The sequence below is a fragment of the Bacillus sp. FJAT-50079 genome, assembly GCF_018343515.1.
In the GTDB taxonomy this organism is placed as follows: domain Bacteria; phylum Bacillota; class Bacilli; order Bacillales; family Bacillaceae_C; genus Lederbergia.
In genome coordinates this window covers 598,996-623,444 of sequence record NZ_JAGYPD010000001.1, presented here as the reverse complement: position 1 = coordinate 623,444, position 24,449 = coordinate 598,996, and the positions used below count along the sequence as shown (strand labels likewise).

Annotated in this window: 20 protein-coding genes; 16 read left to right on the top strand and 4 right to left on the bottom strand. The window is 37.5% G+C overall.

Going from position 1 to position 24,449, the window contains the following annotated elements; translation table 11 throughout:
* Nucleotide 1 precedes the first annotated feature (1 nt).
* Genes KHA95_RS02885 through KHA95_RS02875 form a run of 3 tightly spaced genes read left to right on the top strand, consistent with a single transcriptional unit; the run spans nucleotide 2 to nucleotide 3,598 of the window.
* Complete coding sequence (locus tag KHA95_RS02885; protein WP_213135942.1) at nucleotides 2-790, top strand: ABC transporter permease; 789 nt, start codon at nucleotides 2-4, stop codon at nucleotides 788-790.
* A gap of 15 nt (nucleotides 791-805) precedes the next feature.
* Nucleotides 806-1,870, top strand: a complete 1,065-nt coding sequence (locus KHA95_RS02880) for an ABC transporter ATP-binding protein (protein WP_213135941.1) — start codon at nucleotides 806-808, stop codon at nucleotides 1,868-1,870.
* Nucleotides 1,871-1,885: 15 nt separating this feature from the next.
* Entirely contained in the window at nucleotides 1,886-3,598 is a 1,713-nt protein-coding gene (locus KHA95_RS02875; RefSeq protein WP_213135940.1) for an adenine deaminase, read from the top strand.
* A 46-nt stretch (nucleotides 3,599-3,644) separates the two neighbouring features.
* On the opposite strand, the gene KHA95_RS02870 is transcribed toward KHA95_RS02875, so the two are convergent.
* Both KHA95_RS02870 and KHA95_RS02865 read right to left on the bottom strand, forming a co-directional pair.
* Nucleotides 3,645-4,652 carry an LLM class flavin-dependent oxidoreductase gene (locus KHA95_RS02870; RefSeq protein WP_249316464.1) on the bottom strand — a complete coding sequence of 336 codons (1,008 nt, stop codon included), beginning with the start codon at nucleotides 4,650-4,652 and terminating at the stop codon, nucleotides 3,645-3,647.
* A 153-nt stretch (nucleotides 4,653-4,805) separates the two neighbouring features.
* On the bottom strand, nucleotides 4,806-6,296 hold the full coding sequence (locus KHA95_RS02865; protein ID WP_213135938.1) for a peptide MFS transporter: 1,491 nt from the start codon (nucleotides 6,294-6,296) through the stop codon (nucleotides 4,806-4,808).
* Between the two features lie 537 nt (nucleotides 6,297-6,833).
* Between KHA95_RS02865 and KHA95_RS02860 the strand changes: the two genes are divergently transcribed.
* The 7 genes from KHA95_RS02860 (at nucleotide 6,834) to KHA95_RS02830 (ending at nucleotide 13,901) form a co-directional block, all read left to right on the top strand.
* Nucleotides 6,834-8,003, top strand: coding sequence for a ParM/StbA family protein (locus KHA95_RS02860; protein ID WP_213135937.1), 1,170 nt, complete (start codon nucleotides 6,834-6,836; stop codon nucleotides 8,001-8,003).
* An 11-nt stretch (nucleotides 8,004-8,014) separates the two neighbouring features.
* Entirely contained in the window at nucleotides 8,015-8,602 is a 588-nt protein-coding gene (locus KHA95_RS02855) for a hypothetical protein (protein WP_213135936.1), read from the top strand.
* A gap of 124 nt (nucleotides 8,603-8,726) precedes the next feature.
* Entirely contained in the window at nucleotides 8,727-9,500 is a 774-nt protein-coding gene (locus KHA95_RS02850; protein ID WP_213135935.1) for a sensor histidine kinase, read from the top strand.
* Between the two features lie 37 nt (nucleotides 9,501-9,537).
* Nucleotides 9,538-10,794: a hypothetical protein gene (locus tag KHA95_RS02845; RefSeq protein ID WP_213135934.1), complete on the top strand. Its 1,257-nt coding sequence runs from the start codon at nucleotides 9,538-9,540 to the stop codon at nucleotides 10,792-10,794.
* A 92-nt stretch (nucleotides 10,795-10,886) separates the two neighbouring features.
* Nucleotides 10,887-12,191 carry an alkaline phosphatase family protein gene (locus KHA95_RS02840; RefSeq protein WP_213135933.1) on the top strand — a complete coding sequence of 435 codons (1,305 nt, stop codon included), beginning with the start codon at nucleotides 10,887-10,889 and terminating at the stop codon, nucleotides 12,189-12,191.
* A gap of 15 nt (nucleotides 12,192-12,206) precedes the next feature.
* Entirely contained in the window at nucleotides 12,207-13,484 is a 1,278-nt protein-coding gene (locus KHA95_RS02835) for an MFS transporter (RefSeq protein ID WP_213135932.1), read from the top strand.
* A gap of 51 nt (nucleotides 13,485-13,535) precedes the next feature.
* Entirely contained in the window at nucleotides 13,536-13,901 is a 366-nt protein-coding gene (locus KHA95_RS02830; RefSeq protein ID WP_213135931.1) for a nucleoside triphosphate pyrophosphohydrolase family protein, read from the top strand.
* Nucleotides 13,902-14,014: 113 nt separating this feature from the next.
* On the opposite strand, the gene KHA95_RS02825 is transcribed toward KHA95_RS02830, so the two are convergent.
* Nucleotides 14,015-14,140: a small acid-soluble spore protein P gene (locus tag KHA95_RS02825; RefSeq protein WP_213135930.1), complete on the bottom strand. Its 126-nt coding sequence runs from the start codon at nucleotides 14,138-14,140 to the stop codon at nucleotides 14,015-14,017.
* A gap of 603 nt (nucleotides 14,141-14,743) precedes the next feature.
* On the opposite strand from KHA95_RS02825, the gene KHA95_RS02820 reads away from it, so the two are divergent.
* On the top strand, nucleotides 14,744-16,042 hold the full coding sequence (locus KHA95_RS02820; protein ID WP_213135929.1) for a class II aldolase/adducin family protein: 1,299 nt from the start codon (nucleotides 14,744-14,746) through the stop codon (nucleotides 16,040-16,042).
* A gap of 71 nt (nucleotides 16,043-16,113) precedes the next feature.
* Here KHA95_RS02820 and KHA95_RS02815 read toward each other — a convergent pair whose 3' ends face one another.
* On the bottom strand, nucleotides 16,114-16,875 hold the full coding sequence (locus tag KHA95_RS02815) for a DeoR/GlpR family DNA-binding transcription regulator (protein ID WP_213135928.1): 762 nt from the start codon (nucleotides 16,873-16,875) through the stop codon (nucleotides 16,114-16,116).
* Between the two features lie 146 nt (nucleotides 16,876-17,021).
* On the opposite strand from KHA95_RS02815, the gene KHA95_RS02810 reads away from it, so the two are divergent.
* The 5 genes from KHA95_RS02810 (at nucleotide 17,022) to rpe (ending at nucleotide 24,442) form a co-directional block, all read left to right on the top strand.
* Nucleotides 17,022-18,506 (top strand): rhamnulokinase, encoded by a 1,485-nt coding sequence (locus KHA95_RS02810; protein ID WP_213135927.1) that lies wholly within the window; start codon nucleotides 17,022-17,024, stop codon nucleotides 18,504-18,506.
* Between the two features lie 277 nt (nucleotides 18,507-18,783).
* Nucleotides 18,784-19,833, top strand: coding sequence for an autoinducer 2 ABC transporter substrate-binding protein (locus tag KHA95_RS02805; RefSeq protein ID WP_213135926.1), 1,050 nt, complete (start codon nucleotides 18,784-18,786; stop codon nucleotides 19,831-19,833).
* Nucleotides 19,793-21,658 carry a cache domain-containing sensor histidine kinase gene (locus KHA95_RS02800; RefSeq protein ID WP_249316461.1) on the top strand — a complete coding sequence of 622 codons (1,866 nt, stop codon included), beginning with the start codon at nucleotides 19,793-19,795 and terminating at the stop codon, nucleotides 21,656-21,658. Before KHA95_RS02805 ends, KHA95_RS02800 begins: the two co-directional genes overlap by 41 nt.
* Complete coding sequence (locus KHA95_RS23230) at nucleotides 21,646-23,310, top strand: response regulator transcription factor (protein WP_213135925.1); 1,665 nt, start codon at nucleotides 21,646-21,648, stop codon at nucleotides 23,308-23,310. The genes KHA95_RS02800 and KHA95_RS23230 overlap by 13 nt, the downstream gene beginning before the upstream one ends.
* Nucleotides 23,311-23,767: 457 nt before the next feature.
* Nucleotides 23,768-24,442: a ribulose-phosphate 3-epimerase gene (gene rpe / locus KHA95_RS02790; protein WP_213135924.1), complete on the top strand. Its 675-nt coding sequence runs from the start codon at nucleotides 23,768-23,770 to the stop codon at nucleotides 24,440-24,442.
* Nucleotides 24,443-24,449: the final 7 nt, after the last annotated feature.

Below are 24,449 nucleotides of genomic sequence, written 5' to 3'. Positions count from 1 at the left end.
TATGCAGGAAAAAAGTCGAGGATTGGCCCTGTTTACATTCCTAGTATTTGTATTTTTGCTGGGGCCTTTAGTCATTATTTCTATTACTTCATTTGAGGGCGGCAATATTTTAAAGTTCCCGCCCGAACAGTTCTCCTTTAGATGGTATGAAAATATTTTCCAAGTAAAAATGTTTATAAGCACGTTTAAGACGTCGATTCTTGTTTCTTTTGCCGGCAATATTTTAGCGTTGCTTCTTGGCGTACCGGCGGCTTATGCGTTAAGCAGATTTGATTTTAAAGGGAAAACCATTTTAAATACGTTCTTTATTTCTCCAATTTTAATCCCGGGGATTGTGCTCGGCTTTACGTTCTTACGCTATATTGTCGTTGCCTATCATTTGCCGATTTATACGGCCTTATTCATTGGTCACACGATCATTATGCTTCCGTTCATTATTAGAGTCATTTCCTCTAGCTTGGCGAATTTTGACTTTTCGATTGAGGAAGCAGCAGAAAGCCTAGGAGCAAGTAAGCTTGGAACATTTTTCACGATTGTTTTACCAAATATTAAATCAGGAATTATCGCAGCGGTCATGATTGCTTTCCTAGAATCATTTAACAATGTTGATATTTCCGTATTTATGACAGGTCCAGGGGTTAGTACACTTCCGATTCAAATGCTAACCTATGTAGAAAATTACTTTGACCCGACGATTGCAGCAATATCTGTATTATTAATGATTCTTACGGCTTTATTTATGTTTATCGTTGAGCGGCTTATGGGATTATCTTATTTTACAAAACGTTAATGGGGGCAATGATCGATGGCTTTATTTACTTTACAAGACATATCAGTCGCTTACAACAAACAAAATATATTAAAAGACTTTCATCTTGAAATTGAAAAAGGACAGCTCGTTTCCTTATTAGGACCGAGCGGTTGTGGAAAAACGACGACATTACGCTTGATCGCTGGTTTTTTGCAAGCGAATAGCGGTAAGTTTTTATTTAAAGATAAAGACTATACAAAAGTACCTGTCAATAGGCGCAACTTTGGATTCGTCTTTCAAAACTATGCGTTATTTCCGCATTTATCAATTTTTGATAATGTTGCCTTCGGTCTTCGCCTAAGAAAAGTTTCGAAGGATGAGATTGAAAAGCGGGTAATGAATGTATTGGAAATTGTAAATTTACACGGATTTGAAAAGAGATTTCCGAAGCAGCTCTCCGGTGGTCAAAAGCAGCGTGTAGCGATTGCAAGAGCGCTTGTGATCGAACCAGATTTACTTTTATTCGATGAGCCATTAAGTAATTTGGACGCGAATTTACGTGTAAATATGCGTGAAGAAATTCGGCGCATTCAGCAGGAACTAGGAATTACAACTGTGTATGTATCACATGACCAAGAGGAATGCTTTGCGATTTCTGATCAAGTAGCGATTATGAATAAAGGGATTATTGAACAATTAAGCAATCCTGCTTCGATATATAAGTATCCGGAAACAAAATTTGTCGCTGAATTTATCGGCTTTAAGAACTTTATTGTTTTTGACAAACGGAAAGATGCTGGAAATGAGATTACACTAAAGAAAGCAGATTTCGAATTTGTTATTCACAAGAATGAACGAATGACGAATGAAACAGGTAAAATTGGCGCTATCCGCCCTGATGATTTACTCATTCACGGGAAAGAGGAGAGCGATCATTTTCCGGGAAATACGTTCCCTGGCAAAGTGAAAGTAAGCACATATCTCGGTAGAGGCTATCAGTATGTTGTCGACACATCGATCGGAGAACTCACCGTGAATAAGGAAATGGATACTCCTTATCAAATTGGTCAAGAAGTGGTGCTTGAAATTCCGAGAGAGCCAATGGTGCTTGTTGACTAACAGGGAGGGAAAGAAATGAATGTTGATATCCTTGTTAAGGATGTGCACGTTTATAATAGTTATTTTAAAAAATTTATAAAAGGCAATGTCGCGATTGTTGATGAATCGTTTTTGTATATCGGAAAACGTGGACAAGAGACGTTCATTGCAAAACAAGTGATTGATGGAAATGGAAAGTATATGGTCCCTGGACTCATCGATATCCATCTGCATATTGAAAGCACGATGGTTACTCCTGCCACTTTTTCCTATGGAATCATTAAAAACGGGACGACGACGATTGTTCCTGAACCTCATGAAATCGCCAATGTATTTGGAATTGCTGGAATGAAGGAAATGATTCGTGCAAGCAAGGATTGTATCGCAGATATGTTTTTTGCGATCCCAAGCTCGGTTCCTGCTACATCGATGGAAACGACAGGCGGATCGATTGAAATAAACGATATTGATGAGTTAATGGAAACGGAGAACATCGCTTGTTTAGGGGAGATTATGAATTTTGCAGATGTCATATCTGATCCGGATTGTAAAACAAACCAAATATTAGCACATGTTCGCAAACGATATCCGAACCTCATTATCGAAGGTCATGTTCCGCGCCTACTTGATTTAGATTTGCAAAAAATTGTGTATGCTGGAATTGATTCAGACCATACACATCAAACGGTAGAGGGAATGGAAGAGCGCATTGCTGCAGGAATGTTTATTGAAATTCAAGAGAAGTCAATGACAAAAGAGGTTATGGAGTATTTAATGACCCAGCAGGTGGACGAGCATTTTTGCTTTGTCACTGATGATGTAATGACCGATTATTTTGTCGAAAATGGTCATCTTAATCATATTTTGAAAAAGGCAATCGAGATGGGGATGGCGCCGGAAAAGGCGATCTATGCTTGCACGTATACACCAGCAAAGCGCATGCAATTATCAGATCGTGGCGCAATTGCTCCAGGAAAATTAGCTGATTTCCTACTCGTTTCTCATTTAGAGACATTCGATATTGAGCAAGTATATAAAAATGGGCGATTGGTGTATGATGCAGAGGAGCCATATATTCAAGCTAAAAAGGACAAACAGTTTCCAACAGCTTACTATGAAAGTGTGAAGCTGGATCCACTTGGGAAGGAAGATTTCCTTGTCCCGATCGAGTATGAGAATGGCCTTTATTCATGTCGTATTATTAATGTAAAAGATGGTTCGACATTTACGCGAGAAACGCATGAACAGCTTCGTGTCGAAAATGGACAGCTCTGTTGGCAGGAAAGTCCGTACGGTTTAATAGCTACTTTTGAACGATACGGAAAAAACGGAAATCGTGCATATGGATTGATCAATGGAGATATTCTAAAACGCGGAGCCGTTGCGACGACATATTCGCATGATAATCATAATCTTTTAGTCGTTGGAAGAAATGAAGAGGATATGTTGATCGCCGCTAATGAAGTGATCAAAAACCAAGGTGGGATTTGCTGTGTAGAGAACGGTCAAATCCTAAGTATGCTTCCGTTGGCCGTTGGTGGCATCCTATCAGAGGAACCATTGGCAGATGTTGCAAAACAAGTAGAGCACACAACAAATACGCTCAAGTCATTAGGATACAAACATTATAATATTATCATGTCATTAAGTACTTTATCTCTTCCAGTTAGTCCGGCACTAAAACTAACGGATCATGGCTTAATTGATGTAAATGAAGGGAAGGTACGATCGTTAATCGTCCATGAATAAATAAAAAACTTCTTGCTAAGTAAAGGCAAGAAGTTTTTATTTGCGATTATTCCATTAAGTCCGCGATAATTTCGTAAGAGCGCAAGCGGTCTTCTTGATAATATGCGGTGGAGCGGATAATCAGCTCATCTGCTTGCGTTCTTGCGATGAACTCTTCAAGCCCGCGCTTGACTGTTTCTGGACTACCGATAATGGTTGAGCGAGAATCAAGTGTTCGATTGACCGCTTCACGCTCGAACGAGGACCAAAGTTCGTCCATATTATCAACAGGTGGCTGCACTTTCATTGGTGTTCCCCGGTTTAAGCTTAAAAATTGCTGTTGAAGCGTCGTTGCAATCCGCTGTGCCTTTTCATCGGTGTCAGCGGCAATCACATTAAGTCCCACCATTGCATACGGCTTTTGAAGGCTATCAGACGGTTTAAAATTGTCACGATAGAGCTGCAATGCTGGCAGTGTATAATCAGGTGCAAAATGGCTAGCAAAGGAGAACGGCAGTCCTTTAAAAGCGGCGAGCTGGGCGCTAAAGCCGCTTGATCCAAGCAACCAAATTGGAATTTGCAATCCTTCGCCAGGATACGCATGAACAGCCGCTCGATCATTGCCTTCAAAGTAAGCTTGGAGCTCTTCTAACTGTTCGGGAAAATCATCCCCGCCGCTTACTAATGAACGGCGCAATGCATAAGCCGTTGCCCGATCGCTTCCAGGCGCCCGCCCGAGGCCGAGATCGATTCTTCCGGGGTAGATGGACTCCAATGTACCAAATTGTTCAGCGATGACGAGCGGGGCATGGTTGGGCAGCATGATGCCGCCAGAGCCGACGCGGATTTTCTTTGTCGCACCTGCAATATGGCCAATAATGACGGAAGTAGCAGAGCTGGCAATCCCCGGCATATTATGATGCTCTGCAAGCCAATAGCGGTTATATCCCCACTCCTCAGCATGTTGTGCCACCTCAACACTATTTTTAAATGATTCAGTAGCATTGCCGCCTTCCGTAATTGGGACAAGATCAAGAATTGATAACAGGGTATTTTGAAAAGATTTCACAGCCAAAAAATCCACTCCCTTAGCGATGCTTTTAAAAAAAGAATACGTTGTTTATTGGGTAACGTCCAATGATCCGCTTTATTCAGGAGTAAATAAGCGTTGGAGCAGGTAACTACTTAAAAATAAAAAAGACGAAAGAGCGAACTCCTTCGTCAAGCATTAGCGTATACCTTTCATATACCGTTGAATAATCGGTGTTACGAGGAAGAGAAGAATACTTAAAATAATCGCCATTCCACCAATAACGCCAAAATACAACATTTCCGTTTCAGGCGTGTAAAATTTAACAATTTGTGCGTTCAATGCTTGCGCAGCGGCGTTTGATAAAAACCATAAGCTCATCGTTTGCGCTGAGAAAGCAGCTGGCGCCAGTTTTGTTGCGGCAGAGAGACCAACAGGGGACAAGCAAAGTTCCCCGAGTACAACGATGAAATAGCTTAGAACAAGCCATAATGGATTTACAAGTGAATGTTCTCCGCCAAAATAAGCTGGTAATAGAATAACGAGAAAAGAGAGACCAGCGAGTAATAAGCCTAATGAAAACTTTTGTGGGATTGATGGCTGACGATTCCCCAATTTAACCCATAGCCAAGCAAATACAGGCGCAAAAATAATGATGAAAAGCGGGTTTAATGACTGGAACCATGCGGGTGAAATCGTTAGACCGGCAAATTCTAATTGTGTGCGTTTATCGGCAAAGTTGGCGAGAATCGTAGAGCCTTGCTCTTGAATCGACCAGAACATAACAGCAGCAAGAAATAAAGGTATAAACGCAATAATTCTTGAGCGTTCTGTTGCTGTCGTTTTTGGGCTTCGATACATAACAATAAAATAAACAGTTGGGATAAGGAATCCTAAAATACCTACTAGCTTAATAAATGTATCAATTGTTAGCACTCCAGCTGGAATGGTAATGGCTAGCAAGATTACGATGAGGAGCGTTCCTAAACCAATCATCGTGTAGACTTTTTTCTTTTCAGTCGGCGCTAGTGGATTAGCAACGTACGTACCTGCTAGACCTAGGTTTTTCTTCTTCGTAAAAATGAATACGACTAATCCGAAGAACATTCCGACAGCAGCGATTCCAAAGCCGAGGTGGAAACTATACTTCATCACCTCTCCGAGAATGAGGGGAGAAAGAAATCCTCCAAGATTAATCCCCATATAAAATATGCTAAAGCCGGCATCGCGACGGTTATCAGATTCACTATAAATATCGCCTACCATACTTGAAACATTCGGCTTTAACAATCCTGTTCCAAGCACGATCAATACCATCGACACGAAAAACATTGTAATGCTACCGGGGATAGCTAATGCGATGTGTCCAAGCATAATCAAAACTCCACCGTAAAATACGGCATTCGATGTTCCGAATATACGGTCAGCTAACCAGCCGCCAATAATTCCGGACATGTAAACAAGTGACCCATAAATAGACATAATCGCAAGGGAAGTATGTTCATCGAGCCCTAATCCACCTTTTGATACTTCGTAGTACATATAGAAAACAAGGATCGCTCGCATTCCGTAATAGGAGAAACGCTCCCAAAATTCAGTGAAAAACAGGGTAAGCAATCCCCTAGGGTGTCCGAAAAATCCCTTTTGTGGGACACTATCAACAATCTTTTGCTTATTTATATCCGACATAGATTTTCCTCCGTTTACTTTCTTAGAATAGCAATATTGTTCATGTTTAAAAATAATGAACCTTTAAATTGTAACATTATTTTTAGTTGAAGCTTAATATTAAATAAATTTTTGTATTTTAGAATAATAACTGTATTCTGTCAATCCTTCTATTTTTCTGTACTCATGGTGACTATGTAGTTAGAATATCCTTTTCCATAAAAAATACCCACAAATTTACAATGATAAACATAAACAGAGAGTGAGGAAGTAGGGAAATTAATTATTAAAAACAGGTGGAAAATATCCAATTAGTGGATGTTTACAATTTAGTAAACTTGTTTACTTTTTAGGTGGTGATGTATACGGATGGTGTACACAAGTTTACAAAACTGTGTACTTGTTGATTCTAAAGCTTGTTTATACATTTGTATACATGTTTACGAAAATGTATATAAGTTTACAAATATGTAATAGTTGGGTATATAGGATTGACCTGCCAAGGAAATTTCGATACTCTTTTATTATAGTAATCTATTAACCGAAAGGATGATTTTATTGACACAGTCACGAATTGCAGCAATTGATGTAGGAAATGATTCGTTAAAAGCGATTTTTGGAAAGTTAGAGACAGAACTAAATATACCGAATGTAATTGCCCATGATATTGCGGATCGCCCGATCATTGGGATTGAAGAGTTGGATAATCAAGAACCGACAGATGGGATACATATACGTCTCCATTCTCCTACTTTAAAAGATAATAATGCAATTTATCGGGTAGGGAATTTGGCGACAAAAAGCGGAAATTCTACTGAACTAGATCCAGGAAGCAATAAATCTGAAGAAGATCAAACACTTGTCATGATGTTTGCTGCGTTAGCATTAGATGCAGCCAGAGACGAAAATAAAAAGATTTTTAAACGTTCAAATAATGTGATCGAAGCGACGTATACATTAGGAACTGGCCTCCCATTAAGAGAAGTGAAAGAAGGCAAGGACGTCGGGTATCGCTCACAATTGCTCGGCTCTGTTCACCAAGTAGAGTTTTTAGTTACTCCGAAGTACCAAGGTTTAAAGGTAAATATTAAATTTGACGAAGTAAAAGTGTATCCAGAAGGGTTTGCCGCATTTATTAATCTTGTGATGGACAATGATTTAAATATTATTAATAAAGAATTGATTGATAAACGAATCCTTATACAAGATATCGGTGGTCTTTCAACAGATGTTGCGGTGATTAAAAATCGCAAAGTCGATGATGATAAAGCCCAAGGCTTTAATTTAGGTGTATCTGAGTCACTAGATGCAATTCGGGAGGAAATTTTTTCTCGACATGGTGTGGAATTAGATAGCCGTCGCGACGTTGTCGAGATCATTACAAAGAAAAATGACCGCAATCATATTATGGTAAAAGGAAGCCGGACAAGTGTTCACGATATTGTCGATCGAATTTTACTTGAATTAGCCAAAAAGCAATATCGCCACCTACGAAACATATGGCAAAGAAACTCGCAAACGGAAATTTGTTATTTCATCGGTGGAGGATCGATTGTCCTAAAAGATTATTTGAAGGCGTTAAATAATAGTTTGGACGGTTATAACATCGACTTCTTTGAGGATGAAAAAGAAAGTGTTTGGATGATGGCTAACGCTTATTATAAGTTAATTTCCGATTTTGCAAGAAAAAACCAAAAACAAGAAGAAAAGCTGGTCAAATCAAAATAGGGTGATATTTCATGACAGAAAAGGGATTGAAGAGGGGGCAGCCCATTACATTCCGAATTCCTTCTGATACATCTGACCATATTTTAAAACAATTGCAAAGACTAAAGGAAGTTGAAAGAAGAAACTTCTCAAGTAAAGTTGCAGAGTTTGTGTTGGAAGGGGTGAGTGATTCTCTTATTAAACAAAGAGAGGCAATCACCATCCCCCTTCCTAAAGGGTTAAGTAAAGCTCAGCGTGATTGGCTCAAGCATGAGCATTCAGAGGCGTTATTAGGAAGCATTGTATACCAGTTATTATCTGATCCAATTCGGACGGCTGCGCTCTTTACATCGCTAAATAGCAATGCATTAGATGTGGATGAGGCGTTGTATTTACAAGAGGAAGTGAGCACTGGCATCGAGGCTGAAGCGGATTTGCAGACAGTGGATATTGAACAAGAGAGTAACCATCCTCCGATTGAAATGAATGATCTTGATGACGATTTAGATCAGTTTGATTGGGAAGCACTAAAGGGAGCTCAAAGTTCCGTTATGATTGAGGAAGAGGAAGAGATGGAGGAAGACCCACTTGGAGACTTTCTTGCACAAATGAATAAATAAAAGATCCCGTTACTTTATTTGAACGGGATTTTTTTCGGTTTCAATTTCCAGAGTCTTCAAGACATTATTGTACTATAATTAAAGATGATCTAATTATTAAACTGCATAGGAGTTTATAATACGAATGATAAGGCAATTATTCAATAGAATATCTCGGAAAAAGCAAGACAATAATATCGACACGAATCAAGAAGAAGTAAATGTAGAGAGGCAGACGGCAAATTATGATGAAATTGTCGGGCGTATGTCTGCTTTTTTTGCGCATGAAATTCGTAACCCATTAACATCAATCATTGGCTTTACACAGTTTCTTGAGCAAGATGAGGTTGTCCAAGCAAATCCGAAGATTCAACATTATTTATCAATTATTAAAGACGAAGCATTAAGGATGGAAGCGTTAATTCAAGAGCTGCTTAGTTTGGCAACAACGGATTTTCAACGAGATAACGTGTCCATTGTTGACGTAAAATACATTATTGAAAAAACAGTTATTATTTTCCAAATGCAGCCCGAGTATCAAAATATTTATTTTAATACAAGTCTTTTGGAGGAAGTTTATATAAAAGGCAATGCAGACCGACTAGAGCAATTACTTATTAATTTAATTAATAATGCGATTGAGGCATGTGGTAAAGATTGTTCAATTGATATTTTCCTTGAGAAAGATAGTGAGAATGTATCGATTTTGATTGCGGATAATGGAATTGGAATTCCCGTTGATCAAATCGATCAAATTTTTTACCCGCTTTTTACAACAAAGGATACGGGATCAGGTATTGGGTTACCAGTTTGTAAGGCGATCGTAGAAACGTTAGGTGGTACCATTACGCTTCAAAATCGTCTGCCAAAAGGGACAGAAGTGAGGGTGGAAATACCATTGATCAAGCATAGTTCGTGAATGCAAAAATAGATAAAAAATATAGGAGCTATAATTTATGAATGAAGCAATTACCTTTTTTATGTCAATATTTGAATGGATCGCTCTATTAATCTTACCAATTGTTTTACTAGGCTACCCGTTTCGCAAATACGTGAAATCGATCATAATCATGGCTCTAATGATGAGTGTACTATCGATCGGATTAAGAATGACAACAATGCCGATCATACTTATCATTTCTATTCAAATGGTCGTTATATATTTGCTTGTTATGTTATTTTTTCGAGCTAAAAGACTTGAAGCGCTTGTGATCACAAGCATGGGGTATGGAATTTATGTATTTACACAAATGGTATTCATCGAGTTGCTCGTTCGGTTTATAAAATTAGATTATTTTGAGATTATTTTTAAGATCAATGGAATGACACTTATTCAAATTGTAAATTTCCTGTTTGTTTTCGCGTTATGTTTTATTATTCATTTTTCAAAGTCACATTTAGATGAGCTGCGCTTTTACATAAAAGCTCCCTCTATTCATCGAAAATATAAGATCACGATCGCAGTGATTTCGATTATGACGTATGTGTTTACGTGGTTGATTATGTTTGTGTTGATGACTGAAGATTCGGGGCATAAACAAATGGCGATCGTATTGATTATGGTCACGATTTTTATCATCTTATCATTCTTTTTGTTTCTACATATCCAGTTCCAAAAGAAACGAATCATCGAAGCGAAGCAATTCTTTTTAAATCAAGAACAGCAGATGACAGCGCTCGTAGAGAAGCTAATGGCTGATGACATCAAGCATTTTAAAGTGATTGAGAAGTTATCAGAACGACAAATGCCACAACTTATTACGGATTATATTAAGACGAATCAGCTTGATAAAAGTCCTGAACAATTAAATTTACATTCGGATTTGTCTCTCGTACAAGACGAGTTACTCTACGCCTTCTTAATTAATAAGAGAAAGTTAGCAAGCGTATTTTCCGTTTTCATACAAGTATCAGGAGAAATGAATGCACCGACAACCGTTCAGCAAATACGCTATCTAAGCGTTGTCATTGATGATTTGATTTATTTGTTACATGAATCGCCGCAGACAGCGGATAAGACGATTTCTTTCCATGTAGAGACGGAAGAAAGTGGGACAATCAATTTTACCATCTCTAGTTCTCTTCATATTGATGAGAAGATGCATACGAGCTTGAAATTATTCGATGCAATTTTGCAATTTAAGCGGCTTGGTGCGGTCATCCAATCGGAATTGCGACCAGTAAAAGTATCGATTCAAGCGCCATTATTATAAGGAGCATGGAATGTATTTTGCTTATAAAGGGATATCCAAGCTTTTTGTTGAATATATACGTATACAATCTCAATCAATAAGGGAGGGACTATGTGGAGCGTCTAACCGATCGTCTAATTATTATCTCATTTGATTGTCTTTCATCATTAGATTTTTCGATGTTGCAAGAGCTTCCTCATTTCAAGTCGTTTTTGCAAACGGCGTCTTATTGTAAAAATGTCGAGACGATTTACCCATCGGTAACCTATCCTTGCCATACAACAATTGTAACAGGGAAATTTCCAAAGCATCATGGAATTATTAATAATACATTGCTCCAGCCTGGAAGACTTTCTCCTGATTGGTATTGGCACCGTCATTACGTAAAGGGAACAACTCTTTATGATGAAGCAAAGAAATCCGGCATGACAACAGCTGCCTTACTTTGGCCCGTCACTGCAAAAGCGAACATTGATTATAATATGCCAGAAATTTTCGCCAATCGACCATGGCATCACCAAATTCCAGTATCATTGATGAATGGAAGTGTTCGTTTTCAATTAGAAATGAATAAACAATTCGGTCATATTCGAAAAGGATTAAGTCAGCCAGAGCTTGACGATTTTGTACTAGAATCTACTGTTCATACGATTAAAGCGTATAAACCGAATTTACTGCTCGTACATTTCACAGATCTTGATACACAACGTCACTTTCATGGCTTTTCTTCAGAACAAGCGCATGAGGCTCTTCGCCGTCATGATATCCGACTTGGCCGGATGATTCAAGCATTAAAGGATAGTGGCCAATATGAAGATTCCACGATCATAGTGCTTGGTGATCATAGTGCTCTAGATGAAGCGAAAGCGATTAAGCCCAATGTATTGTTGAAGGATCAAGGTCTTATTCAAATAAATAAACAAGGGCATGTAGCAGCCTGGGATGCTTATTGCAAAAGCTGTGACGGATCTGCCTATATTTATGTGAAGGATGAGCAAACGCAATCAAAGGTAGCGGGACTCTTACAGAAGCTAATGGAAGATGAAAGCACCGGCATTGAAATGGTCTTAACTAGTAAGGAAGCTGGTGCTAGGGGGGCTGATGAGCATGCAGCATTTATGATTGAGGCCCGTCAAGGATATTATTTCACTGAATATTTGGATGGAAATTTGATCGATGACATTACAGAGCAAGATGTAGAAGCTGGGAAATATACGGTCGTTTCACACGGCTATTCTCCAGATAAGCCAGATTATACGACCGTTTTTATGGCATCAGGAAAGGGGATAGAAACAGGGATCGTTCTACCAACCATGCATCTTGTTGATGAGGGCCCAACCTTTGCCCGCCTGCTAGGAGTTGATCTCGGTAACACAGACGGTAGGATCTTAGAAGAAATCATTGTAAAAAATAAATGAGATGGGGGCGAAGGGATGGGGAGGTACACAAAAGGAGAAAATAGTTGGATGCTATATGATTGGGCAAATTCAGCTTATTCTATTATTATTACTTCAGCAGTCTTTCCCATTTTTTATAAGGCATCAGCGACAAATGCGGGAATTAGTGCAGCAAATTCTACTGCATATTTGGGCTATACGATTGCGATCGCGACATTTATCTTAGCGATGCTAGGTCCAATTTTAGGGACGATTGCCGATTATCAAGGATATAAGAAGAAGTTTTTTACGTTCTTTTTTATTGTAGGTGTGATTGGTACCGCGATGCTTGCTTTTATCCCAAGTGAACAATGGCTGCTCTTATTAATTTTCTATACGATCTCCGCCTTAGGTTTTTGGGGAGCGAACGTATTTTACGACGCGTTTATCGTGGATGTGACGAGTGAGGAACGAATGAATCGGGTCTCCGCTCGTGGCTATGGGATAGGTTATATTGGAAGTACCATCCCGTTTATTATTAGCATTGCTATCATTATTTCAGCTCAAAATGAGTGGATTCCTTTATCTGACATACGTGCGAGCCAACTCGCATTTTTTATTACAGCAGTTTGGTGGGGCTTGTTCACCATTCCTATGTTTAAACATGTTCATCAGCGCTATTATATTGAGAGAGAACCGAACCCAATTGTAAATAGCTTTAAGCGCCTCGGGCAAACCTTTAAGGATATTCGCCAATATCGTGCGTTATTTTTATTCATGCTCGCTTACTTTTTTTATATTGATGGAGTGGGAACAATTATCTCGATGTCAACCGCATACGGGACAGATTTAGGTATTAGTACAGTGAGTTTATTACTTATTTTGTTTGCAACACAAGTCGTTGCCGCCCCATTTGCCATTTTATATGGTAAGCTGTCAGAGAAGTTTTCTGGGAAAAAAATGCTCTATGTTGGAATTATTATATATATTATCGTTTGTATTTACGCATATTTTTTAAAAACAGCTCTAGACTTCTGGATATTGGCGATGCTTGTAGCAACCTCACAAGGTGGAATTCAAGCGTTAAGTCGCTCGTATTTTGCTAAACTCGTTCCAAAAGAACGTGCAAATGAATTCTTCGGTTTTTATAACATCTTTGGAAAGTTTGCCGCAATCATGGGACCGCTCTTATTAGGCGTAACCGCTCAAATAACAGGAAACTCTGCTAATGGAGTATTTAGCTTAGTCATCTTATTTATCATTGGAATCATCATTCTTGCGCGAGTGCCGGAGCCAAAGGTGGATGTGTCTATTTCTACTAGTACAAATACCTAAATGCAAGCGAATATATAATTGAGTAGGGGTTAGATAAACAAGGGGTGTATGATGAAGAAGCTACAAAATTTTACCAAAGAGTACCATCAAGAGCTTAATTATCAAATAAAAAATGGATCATATGAGCAAAGTAAAATGTCATTATTAATGAATCACATGTTGCTTTCCACGGAAGTAGCTGAAATCGCCGAGTTATTAAGAGAGCTTTTTGTTAGTACTGAGAAAATGATTCAAGAGGGATGGGAAGAAGGAGAAGCATTTAAAGTTGCTCAAAAGCACGTATCAAAGGAGTTAGGGAAAGAAATATCAGACTGTATTGCCTATTTAAGCAAGTTGGGTAACTTCTTTGAACGAGATATGGAAAGTGACTTTTATAATAAAATGGAAGAGGTAAGGAAAAGAGTGGAAAAACATTAAGTGGATAGTAATAAAATAAAAGCTATAAAGATTCAGCGTGACAAATGAAGCTTCCTCCGGTCTCATCATCATGGTACTGGAGGAAGCTTTTTTGAATCCAATGCATGTAAAATCTACATATCGTGACTGCTGTTTTTCTTTTGCCTCGAGTGATTTTGATTCTTCACTTTGTGAGATCCACTCAATGGTTTAGGTTGGTTGGACTGATTTTTTTTTGATTTTTTATCGTTATTGCTCAATGATGTGTATCCTCCTTGGAATATTTGCTTTCTCACTCAGATTCCGTGAGTTATTGTTATCTTGTCTCAAAGTAAGAATGATATGAGAAAAATAAATTGGGAGCGGGGATGTTACTAAGGTTGAGAAATTGGGCACTGCTTAGAACCGAAATGTAAAACGGAAATTTTTAAGCATGACCGTTTTCGTCCAGAAATTCAAAAGACTAATGTATTTGAGCGCCCTTGAACAAGCAGTTTTATTTTGCAATGAAACTGTACAAACGCCTTGATATTCATAGCTTTTTTGCGTTAAATAACTTTCCGGATTGAGCACAAAGAGAATGAGAGGTATTTATGAATAAGATCACCTCTTTACCGAGGTAAATAACGGATTTATGTTTGTTTGGCATAAACATCATAGCTACAAAGAGTGAAATAATGGAGCCCCTCCTTAGTTTATAGGGAGCTCCATTATTTATTAGGTTTTATTGATCGAATTTGTTCAAACCTGATTAAATCTGCTCGTTATCCTTGTTAGTATTCAACTTTTCCGCCAATCATTGTAAGGAAGAAAAACACGCCATATAATACAGCTAGAAAGTATGTATGAAAGGGGAAAAATGTATGAATGATCATTTTATTCATCCGGCAGATCAGCTTGTTATGATGATGGACCGAATTTACCAATATGGAATGACAACGATTTCTGGAGGGAATCTGTCAATACTAGACGATCATGGTGATCTTTGGATTACTCCTTCAGGGATCGACAAAGGTGAGTTAAAAAGAACGGATATTATGTGTGTGAAAAAGGACGGAACGATTGAAGGAATCCATAGGCCGTCTGTTGAATTACCCTTTCATCAAGGTATTTATGAAGCTCGTCCAGATATCAAAGCCGTTGTTCATGCTCATCCACCAGCTTTAGTATCTTTCAGTATGGCTCGAAAAGCACCTAATGATAAATTAATTCCAAATGCGTATGCAAATGTAGGAGGAAAAATAGGGATAGCCGCTTATGCTATTCCGGGTAGCGAAAAATTAAAAAAGAATATTGCTGAGGAATTTGAAAAAGGTAGCGATGCAGTAATTCTTGAAAATCACGGTATTGTCATTGGTAAAAGCAATATTTTTGAAGCCTTTTCACTGTTTGAAACATTAGAGGATGTAGCTTATCTTGAAATTAATGCGAGAATATTAGGTATTCCCCATGAATTGTCTAAGCAAAGCTTGCAAAAGATTGATATGTATAGACCTAGTGAGTTAAAGGAATTTACTTTTATGAATCATACAAATGAAGAGGTAACTGCAAGGAAGGAAATGTGCAAGTTAATTCAACGATTGTATTCCCGTCAACTATTTATTAGCACTGCAGGAAGCTTCTCAACACGATTAAGTGATGGATCCGTCTTGATTACACCATATAAAAAAGATCGTAATTACATGGAAGTTGATGATTTAGTGTTGATTAAAGGTAACTTACGTGAACAAGGGAAGATTCCATGTGATTTATATGAATTACATACAACCATTTATGAAAAGCATCCAGATGTGAATTCGGTCATCATAGCAAATCCACGTTATTTAATGGCATTTGCAATTACAGATACGGAATATAATACTCATATTATTCCTGAAGCTTATATTGTTCTTCGTGATATTCATAAAGTTCCATTCGGAATTGGTGAGGAGCATGATAAAATGATCGCCGATAAAATTGCGAAGGATAACCCTGTTTTATTAGTTGAAAATGGGTATGCAGTCGTCACTGCCGATAGTTTATTAAGTTCATTTGATATGTTAGAAGTAGCGGAATATAGCGCTAAGGCGTTGGTTTATTCAAAAAATATCGGCGAAGTGATCAATATTAGTGAGGAAGAAATAGAAGAAATTACAGTTGGATTTAATTTAGTTACACAATAAAGGAATCATCAGGGGAACATAGTTCCCCTTAATAATTATGTCTGGCATTTTTATAATGCTTTAGCATTAACTTAGCTAGAGATAATTTTAATATTATTTTGTTTTGCTACATTATAAAAATCTTGTGATACTTCTCTATCTGTCACAATAACAGATATTTTATTCATGGGGATGCTAGTATAAAAATATTGTTTATTGAATTTGGAGCTGTCGCATAAAAGGACAACGATTTTTGCATGCAAAGAGAATTGTCTTTTAACAATCGCTTCATCTTCAGTCGAAACAGTTGCGCCAATTGTTGGGTCTAAGCCACGACAAGATAAAAATGCGATATCCGCATTATGGCGAGCGATATACTCACAGGTTTGCGCACCTACTAGAGAGGCGGAATTTTCCCGTACTCTGCCACCTGTACAATAGACTTCAGCACTTGTTCTTTCTCCTAAATCTTTAGAAGTTTCATTTCCATTTGTTAAAATAGTTAAACCTTTAAAACGATCTAGTTTTCGGGCAAGCCTTAGCACAGAGCTGCTGGAATCTAAAAAAATTTTTTGATCATCTTTAATTAGTTGGACTGCGAGAGAAGCCATTTTTTCCTTTTTATCGGTTTGATCTTTTTCGCGTAATGTGAATGGAACTTCATGTGAATGTTCACTGAGTAATAGAGCGCCGCCACGTATTCGCCGAATCATACCTTCTCTCTCAAGTGCAGCTAAATCACGGCGAATCGTGGCGGGACTAGCGTATAATGAAGTACAAAACTCGTCCACCGAAACACTTTTTTTATTTTTTAGTAGGTTAATTATACCTTCTCTTCTGTCATATGGAAGCATGCTAATCCTCCTTGATTACGAATGATTAAAGTTGATTGGAGCGTATCAAGAGAAACATCAACTGTCAAATTTGTGATGGGGATAATCAAGGTAGGGTAAATACAGTCTCTTACACTGTATCATTTGAAAATCTAGGAGTGTTGTGAGTGAATAATTATATTGCTGTAGATATTGGCGCATCGAGTGGGCGGCTTGTATTGGGGCGCATAGTTGATGGAAAAATTCGGCTTACAGAAGTGTATAGATTTAAAAATGAAATTATAAAAAAGGATAAAGGCTACTTTTGGAATATCGAAGGACTTTTTCTTGAAATCATTGAAGGGTTAAAGATTGCTAAAAAAAGGGGAATTACTCAAACGATGTTGGGAATTGATACGTGGGGTGTTGACTATGTACTTTTGAACGAATCAGGTGACCGTGTTCAGGAAGTATATTGTTACCGTGATCCACGGACAAATCAGGCCCTGGAGGCAATCGAGGAATATATGCCGCTGGAAGTCATTTATCAAAAAACAGGGATTTCTTATTATTCATACAATACGCTGGCGCAGCTATTCATGCATGATTCAAACGAACTTGAAAAGACTTCAAACATCCTATTCATTCCAGATTATTTATATTATCGATTAACAGGGCGTTATACGAATGCTTCGAGCACTGCTTCAACATCGCAAATATTGAATGTAAGTACAAAAGATTATGATAGCGATATAGTCGATCTCCTTGGTCTGCAAAGAGATCAATTTCCAGATTTGATTAACCCAGGAGTGAATTTAGGGGGAATTAAAGATGAACTGACTATAAAATATGATTTGCCAGCTTGTCAGTTGGTTTCGGTTCCATCGCATGATACAGCTTCTGCTGTTGTTGGTGTACCGGCATTTCAAGAAGAAATCTCCTGGGCGTTTTTAAGCAGTGGAACGTGGTCAATTCTGGGTGTGGAAAATAGTGAACCTATTAATTCTGAAAGGGCATTTCAAGAAAGCTATACGAATGAGTTGGGCGCATTTAATACGTATCGTGTGTCCACAAATATGACAGGCATGTGGATCATCCAAGAAATTCATCGAATGTACGGTGAGCAATATAGTTTTGCAGAGCTAGTTGAGGAAGCCCAAAAAGTAAAACCATTTAGATTTATCATTAATTGTAGCGATACGAGATTTTTAAAACCAGAAAATATGGTGGAGGAAATTAGATTGTATTGCCGAGCCACTGGACAAGAAAGGCCGGAAACAGTAGGTGAGGTTGTTCGCTGTGCAATTGATAGTCTCGCTTTAACCTACAAGAAAGCGCTAGCAAAGTTAGAAGGAGTAATTGAAAGGAAGATAGATGTATTACATATCGTCGGAGGTGGAGTAAATAATAAACTATTATGTCGTTTAACTGCCAATGTTTGCGGTGTTAATGTAATTGCTGGTCCGACTGAATCATCCGCCTTAGGGAATATTGTCTCACAAATGATTACTTCGGGTGAAATATTAAATTTAAAAGAAGGCCGGCAACTAATTAGCCGGTCTATGAATATAACGGAATATGAACCAGAGGAAATTGATAGGATCGATGAAATTTATATGAAATTTAATAGCATTGTAAATGCTGCCCCTTCCGCTGTTCAATTTAATTTTTGATTCATACCGCATGGCAGATGGTTAATGCTATGGTAAACCTTGTTAAAATGTGAGCTCACATTTTAACAAGGTTTTTTTTGTAATGTGGAACAAGAAAAAAAGTATCTAATCAATCCATAAATCAGCAATCGTTTTCTTCGGTTCCTAAAATTGTAATTAGCATCTTTCAACTAGTCGTTATATACTATAATAACAATATCTAACACTTTATGTAAACGCTATCTTAGTGGTTTATCTGTTCCATCTTTAAATGATGGTATATGATGGGGGCAACAAGATGAAAATGAAATATCTTATTATCCTAATCGTTTTATTATCCTTATGTGGCTGTGGATTATTGGGGAAACAATCGCCCAAATATGAAGTTGTTTATAATGGAGAAGAAAATAAACCTAAGGAAGAAAAGAAGGAGCGGGGGAAAGACCAACCATACACGATCGCTCTTGTTCCAAAAATTGATGGAATTCCTTACTTTAATGCTGTGAAAGAAGGGGCTTTGGAGGCTGGGCAAGATATAGGAGTAAACATTATATATAAAGGACCATCGTCAGCTAGTTGGGAAGGGCAGATGCAAGTAATAGAAGAGCTGATCGAAAAAAATGTCGATTGCATTGCGGTCTCCGCTAACGATCCCTTGAAATTGGGAGAAGTATTGCAAAAGGCAAGAAATAGAGGAATAAAGGTAATTACGTGGGACTCGGATACGAGTCCTGAATTTCGAAGTCTATTTATAAATATGGTGAATCCTGAAATGTTAGGAAGACGTATCATGGATGCACTTGCAACAGCCATGGGTGAACAGGGACAATATGTGATTATGACAGGTTCGTCAACGGCAGCTAATTTAAATGAATGGATCAAATGGATTGGTATTCATAAAATGGAATATTATTCGAAAATGGAATTGCTTGAAGTCGTACCGACGAATGAAGATATACACTTAGCATATCTGACTGCACAAAATCTATTAGAAAAATACCCTGATTTAAAAGGAATCATCGGCTTATCCACCCCAAATCCGCCAGCAGCTGCACAGGCTATCGTAGACGCAGGGAAGATAGGTGAAGTAAAAGTGGTAGGTGTATCAACGCCAAGCTTAATGAGATCCCTTTTGAAGGAAGGCGCTGCACAATCTATTACGCTGTGGAGCCCGCAGAAATTAGGATATTTAACTGTTAGCATTGCTAATAATTTACTTAATGATGAAAGGCCATATAATGGGCAGCAAATTCAAAACATTGGCGTAATTGAATTCGATGGTGATACGGTCATCATGGGACAACCCATTGATTTTACAAAGGAAAATGTTGATCAATATGATTTTTAAAAATATGAAACGAATAAAAGTGAATAATAACCGATTGTCAACTAAGTTAATTATAACATACGTGTTATTGACTGTTATCCCGATGGCTCTTTTAGGGTATATCGTGTATACCCAATATTCTAAGTCTATCGAGGCTCAGATAGGAGAATATATTCCGCAATTATTAAGTCAGGCAAATGACAACTTAGAAAACGAGATAAAGAAGCTGGAGAACTTGCCTGATCTCATTTATAGCTCTGGAGAAGTAATGGAAGTGCTAAGGGACCATGATGATCATAATAAGACTCTACTTCTTCAAAGGAAATCTACCGTTCAAAACTATTTATCGAATATTTACCTTACTTCAAATAATACTGATATATTGGGAGCATTTTTAATTTCAAAAAATCGCTTATTTAGCAGCACTCGTGTCCCTTATCAAGGATTCGGTTTTAAAGACGGCTCTCTTCCGTATCAAAAAGATGTTGTTCAAGTCGGAAATATGGAGCTACTGTTGTCAGATCAAATTAAATTAACTTTTAAAAATAACCCGTCCTATGTATTGTTAGTTAAACAAATAAAAGACTTCGATAATAGGAGAAGCTTGGGCACCTTGTATCTAGCTGTAAATGTTAGCATTTTTGAAAGAGTCCTTGAAGATTTGGGGCGTAAAGAAAATACGACGATGTGGCTCATGGATAAGCAGGGAAAAATCATTTATCACACAAATAAAGAGGAAACAGGAAAAATAATTGAAGAGATCAATGAATATCCATTACTAAATGGGAGCTTCAGTACAAATATTAGTGGTCAGAAAACACTTATTAGTTTAGATGAAGCAAAAGATTTCCCCTGGATTTTGGGTCACAGCATACCGCTAAAAGATTTAACGGAGCAAACAGATGTTGTACGCAACGTAACCATTTTAATATTTATTATTGTAGCTTGTATCACGACACTCATCTCTGTTTTTTTTGCATGGACAGTGACGCGGCCCATTAAACAATTAAGCAATATCATGAAAGATGTAGAGACGGGAGATTTCAATGTAGAAGTACCTATTCATTCAGGTGATGAAGTAGGCATGCTTGCGCATAGCTTTCGTTCGATGCTCTCGAGAATTCGAGCTTTGATTCAAAAAAATTATCTCATAGAAATTCGCCAAAAAAATGCGGAGTTATATGCGCTGCAATCTCAAATTAATCCCCACTTTATGTACAATACATTAGAAACAATTGGAATGGCTGTTGAGGATGATGAACGTGAACAGGCTGTTCATATGATTACCCTTCTAGGGAGAATGATGAGGTTTTCGATTAGCAATAAAGATAGTCTTGTTTCAATTTCTACTGAAGTTCAGCATATTCGAGATTACTTGGATATCCAAAAGTTCAGATTTGAAGATCGGTTAACTTTTAATATTCGAGAAGATGTTGATAGCAACAAGTATTTTACACCAAAATTTGTCTTGCAGCCGATCATAGAAAATGCGATTAAATATGGTCTAGAGAAAAGAAAGGAAATCATAATCGAAATAGAGGTTGTGGAAGAATTGACGCCTGAGGGAAGGGAAGCGATTCTTTATATTATTCGAGATAACGGACCTGGAATTGAAGAGAATAAAATGATCAAAATAAAAGAATTGTTATCATCTGATCCGATGAAAAGCAGAGATTCTGGATTTGGTATTATTAATGTTTTTGCCAGAATTGTCATGATGTTTGGCGATGGATATGGATTGCAAATCAAAAGTGAAGAAGAGAAAGGGACAGAGGTTGTTATCCGAATTCCTAAAACGATTGAATCCGAAATAAATGGAAAGGGGGAGCGGAAGTGGGAACTATAAAAACAGTTATTGTTGACGACGAACCTAGAATTAGAAGAGGAATCGAAAGACTTGTTCAAGCAAATGGTGAAGAGTGGGAAGTTGTCGGAGTATTTTCAGATGGTCAGGAAGCTTATGAAGCGATTGTGAATACGTTCGAATCGATTGATTTATTAATTACAGACGTTCAAATGCCGATAATGGATGGGCTAACACTCATTAAAAAATTAAACAGTCAATCGATTAACTTTTTTACGATGATTATTAGCGGATTCGATGATTTTAAGTATGTACAAGAGGCAATCCGCGAAGGAGCAATCGATTATATTTTAAAGCCGATTGACAGGGAGAAATTTCAATTACAATTAGGCGAAGTGAAAGAGAAAATTAATCATAAACAAAAAGAAGAAAACAAATTGAAAGACGTTCAAGAAAGAGCGTTCCAACTAACTTATGCTAAACAAATTCAATTTTTAAGCGAATTGACATGGAATGATGAAACGGATATTTCAATGATAGAATGGGCTTACCAGTTTCCACAAGGTCGATATAAACTTGTTCATATCGATATTGATCAAGTTTTTACAAAAGCAAAAGAGGTTTCAGCATCAGAATTACGATCTTGGCATTTTGCTGTTGAAAATATTATTAAAGAACTGATAGCGGAAGAGCTAAGTAACCAAGAAATAAAATATTGGCTCTGGAAAAACCGAAATCTAAGTTTTTGGTTACTACTATTTGATAATAAACAAGAGAAGGCAAGCTCGTCCTTCAACCTTTTAATTGAACAATATTTATTAAAGTTAAAAAAGGCGATTCAACAATATATGAAATTTACCACGTCCATCGCATTCGGAAATGAATTCGAAGACCTATCTCTTTTACCGACGATGAGAGATCAATTATTATCATTACTGCAATTTCGAATCATTGAAGGTGGTAATAAAATTTTTCAATTAAGTACAGTAAATGATCTTTCAAATGAAAAAACATCAACCATGCCATCTTCGGTGTATAAATATACAGAGCAGACTGTAAATGCGCTTGGAGAAAAAGATGAAGCGGAAGTGGTACATGCGTTATCTCGCTTTTTTCATGAAATGGAGAAATTAACATCCCCCTTAGTCATTCAAGAATCTATACAATATTTATGTATTCGTATTATCAAACGCTGGATGGAAAATGACGGATTCGGTGAAGATATAAACATCCTCATTGAAGCCCTTCAAATAACAAAAAAGGCCGCCAATTTAAATCAATTAAAGGAAGGGATTAAGGACTGGATCTTAAGCTTAGTTAACAAAATGAAAAAAATAGACCATAGTCATTCGGATCCGATTCATCAGGCAAAAGCATGGATTAATAATAATTTGAGTGAAAATATTACGATAAAAAAACTGGCGGATCACGTATATTTAAATCCCACTTACTTTTGTGAATACTTTAAAGCACAAACGGGCGATACCGTATTGAATTATGTGACAAAGAAAAGATTACATGAGGCAAAGGAATTATTGGAAAAGACGGACTTAAAAATTTACGATGTGGCTACACGTGTAGGGTACCAAGATACGAAATATTTTAGCCGCTTATTTAAACAATGGACGAATCAGTCACCATCACAATATCGAGAGAAACATGCCAATGCTTCAAAAATAATTGAAAAAATATGATTGTATTGAGACGCCTAGGAGGGGTCTTTTTTTTCTTGTTAAGGAAATTATGAAATATTCGTTTGTGGATAAATTTTTAATAAAGCGCTTTACGGCTAGCTCCAGGTGCCCAGCAACTAGCAAACTTCACTCTTCTTCCTACGTACGATAAGTCAACATCGGTTCGCCTTTCAGGCTTCACCGTGTTTCCTTTAAAGGATCGTCGACTAAGATCGCCACGTCCTGTGGCCACGTCAACGCACCAACATCTTGTTGGCGCAGTTTGTACGTCGGCCTTGCGCTTTTGTCCCTTGAACCAACTAATGATCCGAATAATGCCCCCCAAATCTGAATATTATCTCCTAGTAACAAAGCATTATTCCGTATATAGTTGGGATTAACAAGAGAAATCGAGCGAAAATATTAAGGTTTAAATGAAAGCGATAACATTGAATGAGCAATGAAAGGATGTGTTTGTATGGCGGAGATCGGTCCTTCACTTATGTGTGCCGACATGGGCAATCTTCAAGATTCAGTTATAAAGCTTGATCAAGCAGGGGTGGACTTTTTCCATATAGATATAATGGACGGAAAGTTTGTACCGAATTTTACATTAGGTCCTGATTTAATTAAGAGATTAAGAGAGTTTACAGATAAACCATTTGATGTACATCTGATGGTGGAAAAACCAGAAGATTTCTTAGATCTGTTTATTGAATCAGGAGCCGATATGATCTCAGTGCATGCAGAGGCTACGAATCACTTGCAAAGAACTTTGCAAACAATAAAAGATAAGGGCTTAAAGGCAGGTGTAGCGTTAAATCCAGCTACTTCAATTTATGATATTGAGTATGTATTGGATGTTGTTGATTATGTCACCGTGATGACTGTAAATCCAGGCTTTGCCGGACAAAAATTTGTTCCTCTTATGAATAAGAAGCTACGGGATTTAACAAATCTGATTAATCAACGCGGATACAAAGTTGATATTCAAGTAGATGGAAATATTGGTTATGAAACGATACCCGATGTATTGAATAATGGAGCAAATATGCTAGTATGCGGCACTTCAAGTTTATTTAAACCGGATATTTTATTAGAAGAAGCAGTAGTTAAACTACGAGAATTTATTGATCAAAATATTAACGTGTGAGGGAGAA

Bases quoted from the DNA above. Each gene is read 5' to 3' on its own strand.
- KHA95_RS02875 (WP_213135940.1), top strand. From the start codon at position 1,886: ATGAATGTTGATATCCTTGTTAAGGATGTGCACGTTTATAATAGTTAT.
- KHA95_RS02805 (WP_213135926.1), top strand. From the start codon at position 18,784: ATGAAAATGAAATATCTTATTATCCTAATCGTTTTATTATCCTTATGT.
- KHA95_RS02855 (WP_213135936.1), top strand. From the start codon at position 8,015: ATGACAGAAAAGGGATTGAAGAGGGGGCAGCCCATTACATTCCGAATT.
- KHA95_RS02850 (WP_213135935.1), top strand. From the start codon at position 8,727: ATGATAAGGCAATTATTCAATAGAATATCTCGGAAAAAGCAAGACAAT.
- KHA95_RS02835 (WP_213135932.1), top strand. From the start codon at position 12,207: ATGGGGAGGTACACAAAAGGAGAAAATAGTTGGATGCTATATGATTGG.
- KHA95_RS02880 (WP_213135941.1), top strand. From the start codon at position 806: ATGGCTTTATTTACTTTACAAGACATATCAGTCGCTTACAACAAACAA.
- rpe (WP_213135924.1), top strand. From the start codon at position 23,768: ATGGCGGAGATCGGTCCTTCACTTATGTGTGCCGACATGGGCAATCTT.
- KHA95_RS02830 (WP_213135931.1), top strand. From the start codon at position 13,536: ATGAAGAAGCTACAAAATTTTACCAAAGAGTACCATCAAGAGCTTAAT.
- KHA95_RS02845 (WP_213135934.1), top strand. From the start codon at position 9,538: ATGAATGAAGCAATTACCTTTTTTATGTCAATATTTGAATGGATCGCT.
- KHA95_RS02815 (WP_213135928.1), bottom strand. From the start codon at position 16,875: ATGCTTCCATATGACAGAAGAGAAGGTATAATTAACCTACTAAAAAAT.
- KHA95_RS02820 (WP_213135929.1), top strand. From the start codon at position 14,744: ATGAATGATCATTTTATTCATCCGGCAGATCAGCTTGTTATGATGATG.
- KHA95_RS02885 (WP_213135942.1), top strand. From the start codon at position 2: ATGCAGGAAAAAAGTCGAGGATTGGCCCTGTTTACATTCCTAGTATTT.
- KHA95_RS02865 (WP_213135938.1), bottom strand. From the start codon at position 6,296: ATGTCGGATATAAATAAGCAAAAGATTGTTGATAGTGTCCCACAAAAG.